Below are 12,934 nucleotides of genomic sequence, written 5' to 3'. Positions count from 1 at the left end.
AAAGAAAAGGGCAGTGTTAATCTGCCCTTATTCGCTATCTATTTTTATTCTTTTGTTTCTTCCACTTTATCTTCTGGAAGCACGAGGTTAAGAATTAAGGCAAGTAATGAACCTACAGTAATACCTGAACCGAGCACTTCTTTGAAAAAGTGCGGTAATTTATCAAGCAATTCTGGACGAGTCGTCACCGCTAAGCCGCAGCCAATGGAAATCGCGATAATTAAACCATTGCGTTTGCTACGTGCCACTTTATCCAACATTTGGATACCTGCAGCGATAATCATCGCGAACATCATTAAGCCTGCACCACCTAATACAGGCAATGGAATTGAAACAATTAATGCGCCGAATACAGGGAATAAGCCTGCTAGCGCTAGAAGTACACCGGTTAGCGCAACCACGTGACGACTTGCCACGCCCGTTAGAGAAATGACACCAATGTTTTGTGAGAATGAAGAGAATGGTGTGGTGGACATAATGGCAGCTAGGGCAGATCCTAAACCATCGGCTAAAACGCCACCGCGTAAATGTTTGCCGGTGATTTCGGTTTTGGTAGCATTACCTAGTGCTAGGAAGTTACCGCTTGATTCAACAATCGTCACTAAATACGCAATGGACATGCCGATAATACCTGAAATTGGGAAGGCTAAGCCAAAGTGTAGTGGTTGTGGAATCGCAAAAGTTTGAGCTTGTTTTACGCCTTCAAAGCTTACCCAGCCCATGGCTAAACAAACGAGATAGCCTGTCATCATTCCAATAACGATTGCTGCGGCAGAGAAAATCCCTTTGCCCCATTGCACGAGCACGACTACGATCACCAACACAAAGCTCGCCATCATTAAGTTTTCTGGCGTCGCATAATTCGCATCACCACGTTGACCACCCGCGAACCAGTCAACCGCAACTGGAATCAGGCTTAAGCCGATCATCATGACAACAGTCCCCGTCACAAGTGGTGGAAACAATTTGCGAATATACGGCATGAAGAAACTGCCGATAATCATCACTAAGGAACCAATGAGAGAAGAACCTAGAATACCAGCGATACCATATTCACTAAAACCAATGGCCAGTGCGGCGGCAACGAAAGTAAAACTGGTTCCCATCACACTTGGTAAACGAATGCCCACAGGTCCTAAGCCTTTACATTGGATAACCGTGACTACACCAGAAATTAAAAGCGCAGCATTAACTAATGTAATGGTATCTTCGGTCGGTAATTTTAAGACGTTACCAATGACCAATGGTACGGCAATAATACCCCCGAGTGCAGCAAGTAAATGTTGTGCCGCAAGGAGTAAACTCAATCCGAAAGGTGGTTTGTCTTCCACGGTATAAAGTAGGTTGTTATTCATAGGTTCTTTTAAGTATAAAAAAATTGTGCGAATTATACGTGAAATTCTCATTTACGCAAACGTTTGCGTAGGTAAAATAAAAAAGAGCGGTTAAAAATCATGTTATTTTCAACCGCTCTTGTCTGTTTTAAAGGCTACATCCAGAATAGATAAGCAATAGTTGCAATAACGATTATACAGGTTAAATCAATAAACTTACCGACACGAACCATTTCAGATTGTTTGACAAAGCCTGTGGCGTACACAATTGCATTAGGCGGTGTACCAACCGGCATCATAAAAGCACAAGATGCACCCAAACCAATAATCATCGCAAAACCAAGCGGAGGCATATTGAGTGCTTGAGCGATAGATATAAAGATTGGGACAAGTAAGGCTGCACTTGCCGTGTTTGAAGTAAACTCGGTCAAAATCACAATAAATGCTGCAACAATTAATGCCATCACATAGTAGTGGCCCCCCTCAATAATGAAGACTATACCATCCGCCATGATTTTGCTTGCACCAGAATGGGTAAGAACCGAGCTTAATGTTAAACCACCACCAAAGAGGAAAAGTACGCCCCATTCTGTATTTTCTTGTACTTCTTTCCAGCTTGCGATGCCTGTTACACAAATAACAATTGCTGCAGAGAGTGCGACCATACTATCAAAACTGCCGATTGGTTTAGGGAGTCCTAATAATTGAGAAATAATGGGATTGAGATAGCCGCCAAAAATCCAAAGAATTGCCACCGCTACAAAAATCGCTAAAGTTAAAATACGTTTTTTATTCATATGGATTTTGGCAAATTCGGCTTCAAAATGAAGGTTTAATTTCGGTTTAAAGACGATGTATAACCAACCGATGATAATTGGGAATAAAATTAACATCACTGGCGTGCCATACATTAACCAGTCAGCAAAACCTAAATGAAGCTGAGAGGCAGCGATGGCATTAGGAGGGCTTCCTACCAAAGTCCCCATACCCCCAATAGTGGCACTATAGGCGATGCCTAATAATACAAATATATAAGTGTTATGTTCTTTATTACGATCTAATTGGCTTAAGATCGTCATGGAAAGTGGTATCATCATTGCCGCTGTAGCCGTATTACTCATCCACATAGATAAAAAAGCCGTGGCTAAGAATAGATAAAGAACAGCAATGAATAATCGACCTTTGGCTAATTGCATAATTTTATTGGCAATCATTTGGTCAATTTTTTGCACATTTAATGCGGTCGCAAGCGCAAATCCGCCAAAAAATAAGAAAATAGTTGGATCGGCAAAAGCCACCAAGGCCTCACGACTATTTACCAATCCTAATAATACGGACAGGATAGGAACAAATAGCGCTGTAATCGTGACATTTACTGCTTCAGTAAGCCATAAAATTGCCACGAATGCTAATAATGCTAAACCTTTATTGACTGCTAGCTCAAAAGGAAGCGTGTTTAATAAAACAAAGAAGAGCACGACATCGACGAGGAATATAATCGCATTTTTATTCCAAGCTTTGGCTCTTGAGTTAGTAACAGGGGTTTGTTGCATATTTTTCCTCATATTTGTTAATAGTCGCCGATTGTAGCACAAGAAAGATTAATCAGAAAAGAAGACATACTCAAAACGGATTAGTATCATAATAAAGAAGTATTATTAATATATTGAATTTATTAAAGATAACCTTATAAATCAGATGTTAAACTAATAAGATAAAATCGCTTTCACTTGCTTTTGTAATGTTGGAACTATCTCTTGCTCAAACCATGGATTTTTCTTGAGCCAAATTTGATTGCGTGGAGAAGGGTGAACAAGCGGAAGAAAGTGGGGAAGAAAATCACGGAAATGGTGAACCGTCTCAGTCACATTAAGCTCGTTTTCAGGTAAATAATATTTTTGTGCATATTGCCCGATAAGAATGGTGAGCTCGATATTGGGCAAGTTAGCGAGAATTGCTGGATGCCATTTTTCCGCAAAGCCTTTGCGCGGTGGTAAATCACCCGATTTTCCTTTCCCAGGGTAATAAAAATCCATCGGGATGACTGCAAACATACCCGAGTGATAAAAGGTATCGCGATCCACACCTAGCCATTTGCGTAGGCGATCACCGCTTTTATCATTCCAATATAAACGACTTTCTTGCGCTTTAATTCCGGGGGCTTGTCCGACAATATTAATACGAGCTGTCGTTGGTGCCGCAAAAAGCGGTTCAATTCTTTTTGCTGTGAATGATTGATTATCGGGATCTTGCATAATGGATTGCGTGATTTGTGTCAGTGTTGGCATGGTACTTCCTTATTTATTGAAATAAAAATAGCTCACTTTTGATGAGCTATTTTATCATAATCAATGCTGCGACATTATAGGTGTTTCACTCGACGTTTTACTTCTTCTTGTTTGCCAGCGTTGAATGGACGAGCATCAGGGCTGCCGAGATAACCACAAACTCGTCGGGTCACGGAGACTTTTGCACTGTCATGGTTGCCACATTTCGGACAAACAAAGCCTTTACTTGTGCAATTAAACTCTCCCGTGAAGCCACATTCGTAACATTCATCAATTGGCGTATTGGTGCCGTAATAAGGCACGCGATCGTAGCTATAATCCCACACATCTTCGAGTGCTTTGAGGTTATGTTGAATGTTAGGGTATTCGCCATAACAGATAAAGCCGCCACTTGCTAGTTTAGGATAAGGCATTTCAAAGTCTAATTTATCGTATGGATTGACTTTTTTCTCTACATCTAAGTGATAGCTGTTAGTGTAGTAGCCTTTATCGGTAACGCCGTCAATGACACCAAATTGTTTGGTATCTAAACGGCAGAAACGATCGCACAAGTTTTCACTTGGTGTGGAATAAAGGCTAAATGCATAGCCGGTTTCTTTCTGCCATTGTTTTACCGCTTCGCTTAAACGACGCACAATCGCGATGCCTTTTTCACGCAGTTGCTCATCGTCAAAAATATGTCCCTTTTTATACAGTGCATTGATGGTTTCATGAATGCCAATATAGCCTAAAGAAATTGATGCTCGTCCATTTTTGAAAATATCCGCAACATTATCATCGGCTTTTAGTCGAACGCCGCAAGCGCCTTCCATATAGAGAATTGGCGCGACACGAGCTTTGGTATTTTCTAGGCGCGCAATACGGGTAAGTAAGGCTTTCTTCGCGAGGACTAAGCGTTCATCTAAAGTGCGGTAGAATTTTTCTTCATTTCCTTGTGCTTCAATGGCAATACGGGGCAGATTCAAACTCACCACACCTAAATTATTGCGACCATCATGCACTTCATGACCGTTTTCTTCATAGGCACCTAAGAAGCTACGACAACCCATTGGGGCTTTGAATGAGCCAGTGACTTTAACCACTTGATCATAGTTTAAAATATCTGGATACATGCGTTTTGAAGCGCATTCTAATGCCAGTTTTTTAATGTCATAGTTTGGATCTTGTTCGTTTTGGTTCACGCCTTTTTTAATGGTAAAGACCAGTTTAGGGAAGACGGGCGTTTTATGATTTTTACCCAAGCCACGAATACGGTTTTTCAAAATCGATTGCTGAATTAACCGTTCTTGCCAACTTGTACCTAAGCCAAAACCAAAGGTAACAAAGGGCGTTTGACCATTTGATGTATGGAGCGTATTGACTTCATATTCAAGGGATTGGAACGCATCAAAACATTCTTTTTCAATTAGCGCTTTCGCATAACCTTCCGCATCCGGAATTTGCCATTGGGCGGCATTTTTCAAATGTTTTTCAAAGCTGAGTTGAACATAAGGTGCAAGTACTTCATCAATACGATTAATGGTTGTACCGCCATAAATATGGCTAGCGACTTGAGCAATAATTTGTGCGGTAACCGCTGTTGCTGTACCGATAGATTTAGGCGGCTCAATTTCAGCATTGCCTATTTTAAAACCATGTGAAAGCATGCCTTTTAGATCAACGAGCATGCAGTTAAACATTGGGAAAAATGGCGCATAATCTAAGTCGTGATAGTGGATTTCCCCTTTTTCATGGGCTTCAACAACATCTCTTGGCAGAATATGACGTTTGGCATAATGTTTTGCCACAATACCTGCCAGTAAATCACGTTGGGTAGGGATAACTTTCGCATCTTTATTGGCGTTTTCATTAAGCAATTCCACGTTGCTTTGCTCAATCAGCCCTTCAATTTCTTTAGTTAATTGGCTGCGTTTTTCACGTGCAAGATCACGATCGTGACGATATTCAATATAGGCACGTGCAATTTGTGGATACTTGCTTGTCATTAAGTGATCTTCAACAATTTTTTGAATCTGGTTGATATCAATTTCATGCTGATAATGACTAAAAATTTCAGTATTAATTCGCTGGCTCAGCTCATGAATATAAATTTCATCAACAATATTGACCGCACTTGCTGCTTTTTTGATTGCATTAGTAATGCGTTGTAGGTCAAACCCAATTCGTGAACCATCACGCTTAATCACAAAGAAAGCGTTCATTTTATGACTCCTGTAAGGTCGCTATGAAAAAAAATTGAAAGCACTATATATAGTTTTGTTTAATAGTTCAACACACAATATATAGTGTTATTTTGTATTTTTCGATGGTTGAAATTGAGTTGAAACCTTGATAAATCTGGGAAGTAAGAGTGTTTTTGTTGAGAATTATTCTCAAATTATTTTGTAATAAATTTGATCTTAATCAAGTTTTTGGCAATAAAAAAACGGACGAAAAATCGTCCGCTCTTTAAGTCATAGAAAAGAAATTAAGCTGCAACCATTACCATAGCTGGGCGAATCACACGACCATTTAAGGTATAGCCTTTTTGTAAAACGGTGGTGATTTGGTTGCTTTCAAACCCTTCAGCTGGTTGCATAGAGATAGCTTGGTGGAGATCAGGGTTAAAGGTTTCACCCACTGCACCAACAGGTTCGACACCAAAGCGAGAAACCGTTGAGAGTAACTCTTTTAAAGTCAGCTCCACACCATCGAATAACGCTTTGATGCTTTCATCTTCCTTATTAGCAGGTGTTGAAAGCGCACGCTCTAAGTTATCAATGGTATTTAAAATGTCTTTTGAAAATTTTTCTAGTGCAAATTTATGCGCTTTTTCAATATCTTGTTCGCTACGGCGACGCATATTGTCAATTTCTGCACGCGTGCGAAGCAATAAATCTTGTTCTTTTTTAGAGGTTTCTTCGACTTGCGCTTTTAATTGTTCTTCAAGCTCTTGTACACGAGCGATCGCTTCTTCTAACGGATCTTCCGTTGAAGTGGTTTCCTGTTGAACTTCTTCAACAAGTTCTTCATTTTCATTTAAGTTTTGTGCTTGTTCTGACATCTTTTTCTCCATTTATCAAAAATTAGTGCTATTTTAGCAAAATTGAATTGCTATGTAATATAATGGCTAAAATTTTAAATTCAAGTGGGGTCAGAAATCGGTGAGTTTGCACTTGGGAGCAATCATAGTTATGGATGAATTAGTCAAATCATTTAAAACCATCGCCTTGATGGGAAAACCGCGTCGCGATCTTAATTTGCAAATGCATAAAAACTTGTATCAATGGCTGAAAGAGAGAGGCTATCGAGTTTTAGTGGAAAAAGACGTCGGTGAAAAATTTGGTTTACCCGAAGAGGTGTTAGCGACAGTTGAACAAATCGGTAAGCAAGCACAACTTGTGATAGTGATCGGTGGTGATGGCAATATGCTAGGGCGAGCTCGTATTTTGGCTAAATATCATATTCCAATGATTGGTATAAACCGAGGTAACTTGGGCTTTTTGACCGATATCGACCCGAAAAATGCTTATGCGCAGCTTGAAGCTTGTTTGGAACGCGGCGAGTTTTTTGTCGAAGAGCGTTTTTTATTGGAAGCTAAAATTGAACGCAATGGGGAAATTATTTCTAGCGGTAATGCGGTAAATGAGGCGGTGATTCACCCCGCTAAAATTGCGCACATGATTGATTTCCATGTTTATATCAACGATAAATTTGCCTTTTCTCAACGTTCAGACGGGTTGATTGTTTCCACTCCAACAGGTTCAACGGCTTATTCACTTTCTGCTGGTGGCCCGATTTTAACGCCAAATTTAAATGCGATTTCCCTTGTGCCGATGTTCCCGCACACACTTTCTTCTCGACCATTAGTCATTGATGGCGACAGCAAAATTTCCATTCGCTTTGCTGAGCATAATACTTCTCAATTAGAAGTTGGCTGTGATAGTCAAATGGCACTCGATTTTTGCCCAGATGATGTGGTTCATATTGAAAAAAGCCCGCACAAACTGCGCCTATTACACTTGAAAAATTATAATTATTACAATGTATTAAGCACGAAATTAGGCTGGCTTAAAAATTTCTAATCCAAAAAGTTAAAAAATCTCTTTACTGTATATTATATCAGTTGTAATATATGGATATACAGTTAAGGAGATTTTTATGCTAATCCAACTTACCATCAATAATTTTGCAATTGTTCGTCAATTAGAAATTGAATTGGCGAAAGGAATGTCTGTGATTACGGGGGAAACCGGCGCAGGGAAATCCATTGCTATTGATGCGTTGGGATTATGCTTGGGGCAGCGTATTGAAACCTCTATGGTTCGAGAAGGGCAGGAAAGAGCTGAAATTTGCGCGACATTTTTTATTGAACTAACTAACCCCGCTTATCAGTGGTTGCAAGAGCAAGAATTGCAAGATCCTGATAATCCCTCCGATTGTATTCTACGTCGTGTCATTAATGCAGATGGGCGTTCTAAAGCCTTTATCAATAGCACGCCTGTATCGGCTTCCCAATTAAAAGAAATAGGACAATATCTTATTCATATTAATGGGCAGCACGCTTCGCAGTTATTATTGAAAAATGATTATCAGCTTCAGTTGGTGGATACATTTGCACATCACCATGATTTACTCGCACAAATGCGAGAAGATTATCGAGCCTGGAAAAATCTTCAAACACAAGTTAAAAACTTCCAACAACAAGTCGCCGAGAATGAAGCGAAGAAACAACTTTTACAATATCAGGTAGAAGAATTGGATGAGTTTGCCCTTCGTCCAAATGAATATTTAGAATTAGAAGAGGATCAACGTCGTCTATCAAATAGCGAACAGCTGACACAATTATCACAATCAGCCTTACAGCTACTCAGTGAAAATGAGACTGTGAGTATCGATTCTATGCTTTATCGTGCGACACAGTATATTGATGAATTAAGTGAGTTAGATCCTCGCTATGCATCCGTTCAAACGATGTTGAATGATGCACTTATCCAAGTGCAAGAGGCGACAAGTGAAGTCCAACACCTTGCTTCTCATATTGAGCAAGATCCGATGTTATTACAAGAGATTGAGCAGCGTTTAGGTCAAGCTTTACAACTTGCACGCAAGCACAATGTGAAACCTGAAGAGTTAGTGGAATGGCATCAAAAATTAAAAGCAGAATTGACCGCACTTTTAGATTTTTCAGAAAGTGAAGAACGTCTGATTCTGGAAGAAAAAGCCGCCTTTGAGAAAATGCAACATACGGCAAAACAATTACATGAAAGCCGTTACCAAGCTGCCGAGAAATTAGCGCGCCAGGTGACACATTCTATTAAAGGGCTTGCAATGGAAAATGCCGAGTTTTTCATTGAAGTGAATTCGGATTTAGCTAAAGTAGCGGCAAATGGGGCAGATAATATCGTTTTTACTTTACGCAGTAATTTAGGACAACAAGCACAACCGCTAGCAAAAGTGGCATCAGGTGGTGAATTGTCTCGTATTTCATTAGCGATTCAAGTCTTAACGTCCGATCAATCGGCGATTCCAACGCTGATCTTTGATGAAGTGGATGTTGGGATTAGTGGAAAAACTGCGAGTGTAGTGGGTAAATTATTGCGTCAATTAGGTGATAAATGCCAAGTGCTCTGTGTGACCCATTTACCACAAGTGGCATGCCACGGACATCATCAATTTAATGTTGAGAAATTTACCGTTGATGATAAAACAGAAACTAAAATGACCGCACTTTCTCAAGAAGAGCGCGTTCCTGCTCTTGCAAGATTGCTCGGTGGTAGTGAAATTACGGATCTTGCTTTAGCAAATGCACAAGAGATGTTAGATTTAGTCAAATAGAATGAAGTGAATGGGCATTTTATAGCCCATTTAAGGCATTAATGACTCGAATTTCGTTAAACTGTTTAAGTTGTTCTTGTCTAATTTCAATTTCTTGAAGTTGACCGGATTGCAATAGATGTGTCCGTTGTGTGCCTTGTAATAAAGGGGTATTGGGGGTAAACCATTGACCGCCTTTTCTAAAGGCGAGATTGCCAATAGAACAGTCCGTCACAAAGCCACCTTTAATAATAATGATTTCATCAGCCTCTCCCTTTTGTGCAAATAATGCGTTGATAAGTTCACGATCAGTATATTTGAGCGAATAATCAATTTCATTACAGACTATGGGCTTGAATACACGATGTATTTTAGGTGTATATTCAAGGTATGTAATTTTGGTTTGATGAGCGTTGTAGTCAATTCGACAGCGAACAAGCTTATTATCTAGCTCCTTAGGGACTTGAATTAGATCTAAAAGATTAAAAAAAGTGACCGCACTTTTTCCATAGTAAGTGATAAGGCTACGCTCATAGCGAGCTTGATGCAGAGCAATATTTTGAATTTTGCCGTTTTCAATGGCGATGGTTTCAAATAAAGGGAACATTACTTTTCCTTTTGAATTGGAAGGTAAACTTTGGCAATCAACTCTTGATATTCATCTTCAAGTTGGCTTTGAATGGTAATGCCGCCACCACTACGAAAATAAAATTTATTCTCTTTTTGTTCAATAAAACGAATTGCGACGGCGCTATTTAGACTTTCGCCATCAAAAATACCGAAAATTCCTGTGTAATAACCTCGTTCTTGCTTTTCAGCTTGTTGGATAATGGAAACCGTTTTTTCTTTAGGCGCACCGCTAATCGAACCAGCGGGTAAAAGTGCAGCTAATATTGAGCCAATTTTATTTTGCCAATTATTCTCCAGTTCACCACAAATTTCTGAACTGGTTTGCAGTATTTCGCCTCGTTCTGTGTAAATACTATCGATGTAGCGAAAACGAGATACTCTGATGTTTTTTGCAACCATTGAAAGATCATTACGCATTAAATCGACAATGGTGTAATGTTCTCGTTGCTCTTTTTCATCATTTAACAAATTCGCTTTGGCATTAGGCCGGCTCGCATCAATCGTTCCTTTCATGGGATACGTATAAATTTTGTTTTGTCGAATTTGCACAAAGGATTCAGGGGAAAAGCAGATAAATTGATCCTTCAAAAGTAATTTATAAGGTGCTTCAACCGAGTGAAAAATTTGAGTTAAATTGCCACTTAATTTGATTCCGGTAGGATAAGTGAGATTGAGTAAATAGGAATTACCTTTTTGTAATTCGCGTTGAACAAGATGAAATCCTTGTTCATATTGATGTAATGTAATGGGCTTTTTATCAATGATAGACAAAGCAAAGTGCGGTTGATTTTCAGGGATATTTTTTACGCTTTGAATATCCCAAATTAGCCCTTTTTCAATGCTTTCATCAAAAGAACAAATAAGAGGTTTCTTCTGTTCAAAATCAATTAAGAAGAAAAAAGGTTGGCGTAATGCGCCATAAGCATTAGCTTGATGAATAAATGTTTGCATGGCTTGTAGATAAAAAAATAAAAAGGATTTTAACGCAGAATCGCTATAATGTTGAAATGAATTTAGTCACCGAATTATGGCACTAGCCCGTATGAAAAAAATTTTAGTTATCAATAACCATGATTCTTTTACTTATAATTTAGTGGATCTTATTCGCCAATTACAGGTACGTTTTGATGTGGTAAGTATTGAAGATTTATCATTAGATTGTGTAGAAGGTTATACACATATTTTAATTTCTCCAGGACCAGATGTTCCAAGCACGTATCCACAATTATTTGCGATGTTAGAACGATTTTATCAAACAAAGTCCATTTTAGGTGTTTGTTTAGGACATCAAACCCTTTGTGAATTCTTTGGCGGAGAACTCTATAATTTGCCAAGTGTGCGTCATGGGCAGAAACGCCGTTTAAAAGTGCGGTCAAATTCAGGCTTATTTTTAGGGCTTCCAGCCGAATTTGAAATAGGTCTTTATCATTCCTGGGCAGTACAAACTGAGAGTATACCAGAGACATTAGAAATTACAGCTGTTTGTGATGATGAAATCGTGATGGCAACACAGCACAAAAATTTACCTATTTTTTCTGTGCAATTTCATCCTGAGTCTTACATGTCAGAATTCGGTGAACAAATGTTACAAAATTGGTTAAATTTCAAAAATACTTGATAGGAATGCTTGCGTATTAGTCAAAAAAGCGTATTATAGACGTCTATACGTCAATACATCCAAAAGAGAAGAGAACTTATGTCTAGCTATTTATTTACTTCTGAATCTGTTTCAGAAGGACATCCAGATAAAATTGCCGATCAAATTTCTGATGCAGTACTTGATGAAATTTTAAAACAAGATCCTAAAGCACGTGTGGCTTGTGAGACCTATGTCAAAACAGGGATGGCGTTAGTCGGTGGTGAAATTACCACATCAGCATGGGTTGATATTGAAAACCTCACTCGACAAGTGATTTGTGATATTGGTTACAAACATTCTGAAATGGGCTTTGATGGCAATTCTTGTGCCGTATTAAATGCGATTGGTAAGCAATCATCAGATATTAATCAAGGTGTGGATCGTGAGAATCCATTAGATCAAGGTGCGGGTGACCAAGGGATCATGTTTGGTTATGCAACAAATGAAACCGAAGTCTTGATGCCTGCAGCGATTACTTATGCACATCGTTTAATGGAAAAACAAGCCGATGTGCGTAAAAGTGGAAAACTCGCGTGGTTACGCCCAGATGCGAAAAGCCAAGTGACTTTGAAATATGAAGATAACAAAATCGTGGGCGTGGATGCGGTAGTGCTTTCTACACAGCATAGTGAAGAAGTGTCACAAAAAGAAATTTATGAGGGCGTGATGGAAGAAATCATCAAGCCAATTTTGCCAAGCGAATGGTTATCTCAACAAACAAAATATTTCATTAACCCAACAGGGCGTTTTGTAATTGGTGGCCCAATGGGCGACTGTGGTTTAACGGGGCGTAAAATCATTGTCGATACCTACGGTAGCGCGGCTCGTCATGGTGGTGGTGCATTTTCTGGTAAAGATCCATCAAAAGTAGACCGTTCAGCTGCTTATGCAGCACGTTATGTGGCGAAAAATATTGTTGCAGCAGGTCTTGCAGATCGTTGTGAAATTCAACTTTCTTATGCAATTGGTGTGGCAGAGCCAACCTCTATTATGGTGGAAACCTTTGGTACAGGAAAAGTATCAAACGAATTATTGGTTAAGTTAGTGCGTGAATTCTTTGATTTACGTCCTTATGGTTTAATTAAAATGTTAAATTTAATTCAACCAATTTATCGCCAAACTGCTGCGTATGGACATTTCGGTCGTGAACAATTCCCATGGGAAAAAGTGGATCGCGCAGAAGAGTTGCGAGCAGCAGCCGGTCTTAAATAAATAAAATATGTATGATAAAAACCGCTAAATTAGCG

The 12,934-nt window shown here is 39.2% G+C and carries 11 protein-coding genes; 4 read left to right on the top strand and 7 right to left on the bottom strand.

What is annotated here, in order from left to right; genetic code table 11:
- Positions 1 to 44 precede the first annotated feature (44 nt).
- The 5 genes from ACXVWB_RS02765 to grpE form a co-directional block, all read right to left on the bottom strand.
- Entirely contained in the window at positions 45 to 1,355 is a 1,311-nt protein-coding gene (locus ACXVWB_RS02765) for a nucleobase:cation symporter-2 family protein (protein ID WP_289901290.1), read from the bottom strand.
- 134 nt (positions 1,356 to 1,489) lie between these two features.
- Positions 1,490 to 2,887, bottom strand: a complete 1,398-nt coding sequence (locus tag ACXVWB_RS02760) for a DASS family sodium-coupled anion symporter (protein ID WP_289901289.1) — start codon at positions 2,885 to 2,887, stop codon at positions 1,490 to 1,492.
- Positions 2,888 to 3,040: 153 nt separating this feature from the next.
- A complete protein-coding gene (locus ACXVWB_RS02755; RefSeq protein ID WP_289901288.1) occupies positions 3,041 to 3,622 on the bottom strand; it encodes a uracil-DNA glycosylase family protein in 582 nt (193 codons plus the stop codon).
- Positions 3,623 to 3,696: 74 nt separating this feature from the next.
- Positions 3,697 to 5,823 carry an anaerobic ribonucleoside-triphosphate reductase gene (nrdD, locus tag ACXVWB_RS02750; protein ID WP_289901287.1) on the bottom strand — a complete coding sequence of 709 codons (2,127 nt, stop codon included), beginning with the start codon at positions 5,821 to 5,823 and terminating at the stop codon, positions 3,697 to 3,699.
- Between the two features lie 266 nt (positions 5,824 to 6,089).
- Positions 6,090 to 6,665 (bottom strand): nucleotide exchange factor GrpE, encoded by a 576-nt coding sequence (grpE, locus tag ACXVWB_RS02745; protein ID WP_289901286.1) that lies wholly within the window; start codon positions 6,663 to 6,665, stop codon positions 6,090 to 6,092.
- A 130-nt stretch (positions 6,666 to 6,795) separates the two neighbouring features.
- On the opposite strand from grpE, the gene ACXVWB_RS02740 reads away from it, so the two are divergent.
- The gene (locus tag ACXVWB_RS02740) at positions 6,796 to 7,686 is read left to right on the top strand and encodes an NAD(+) kinase (protein ID WP_297568517.1); all 891 of its coding nucleotides are present in this window, start codon (positions 6,796 to 6,798) and stop codon (positions 7,684 to 7,686) included.
- 76 nt (positions 7,687 to 7,762) lie between these two features.
- A complete protein-coding gene (gene recN / locus ACXVWB_RS02735; RefSeq protein WP_289901284.1) occupies positions 7,763 to 9,439 on the top strand; it encodes a DNA repair protein RecN in 1,677 nt (558 codons plus the stop codon).
- 19 nt (positions 9,440 to 9,458) lie between these two features.
- Here the strand turns inward: recN and ACXVWB_RS02730 are convergent, their stop codons facing one another.
- Positions 9,459 to 10,025: an aminotransferase class IV family protein gene (locus tag ACXVWB_RS02730; protein WP_289901283.1), complete on the bottom strand. Its 567-nt coding sequence runs from the start codon at positions 10,023 to 10,025 to the stop codon at positions 9,459 to 9,461.
- Entirely contained in the window at positions 10,025 to 10,999 is a 975-nt protein-coding gene (locus ACXVWB_RS02725) for an aminodeoxychorismate synthase component I (protein WP_289901282.1), read from the bottom strand. Before ACXVWB_RS02725 ends, ACXVWB_RS02730 begins: the two co-directional genes overlap by 1 nt.
- A 76-nt stretch (positions 11,000 to 11,075) precedes the next feature.
- On the opposite strand from ACXVWB_RS02725, the gene ACXVWB_RS02720 reads away from it, so the two are divergent.
- Both ACXVWB_RS02720 and metK read left to right on the top strand, forming a co-directional pair.
- On the top strand, positions 11,076 to 11,666 hold the full coding sequence (locus ACXVWB_RS02720) for an anthranilate synthase component II (protein ID WP_289901281.1): 591 nt from the start codon (positions 11,076 to 11,078) through the stop codon (positions 11,664 to 11,666).
- 78 nt (positions 11,667 to 11,744) lie between these two features.
- The gene (metK, locus tag ACXVWB_RS02715; RefSeq protein ID WP_289901280.1) at positions 11,745 to 12,899 is read left to right on the top strand and encodes a methionine adenosyltransferase; all 1,155 of its coding nucleotides are present in this window, start codon (positions 11,745 to 11,747) and stop codon (positions 12,897 to 12,899) included.
- The last annotated feature ends 35 nt before the right edge of the window (positions 12,900 to 12,934 follow it).

This window comes from Haemophilus sp. SZY H53, from assembly GCF_054332375.1.
Note: the sequence above shows the minus strand (reverse complement) of the source record. Positions and strands in the feature narration are given on the sequence as shown.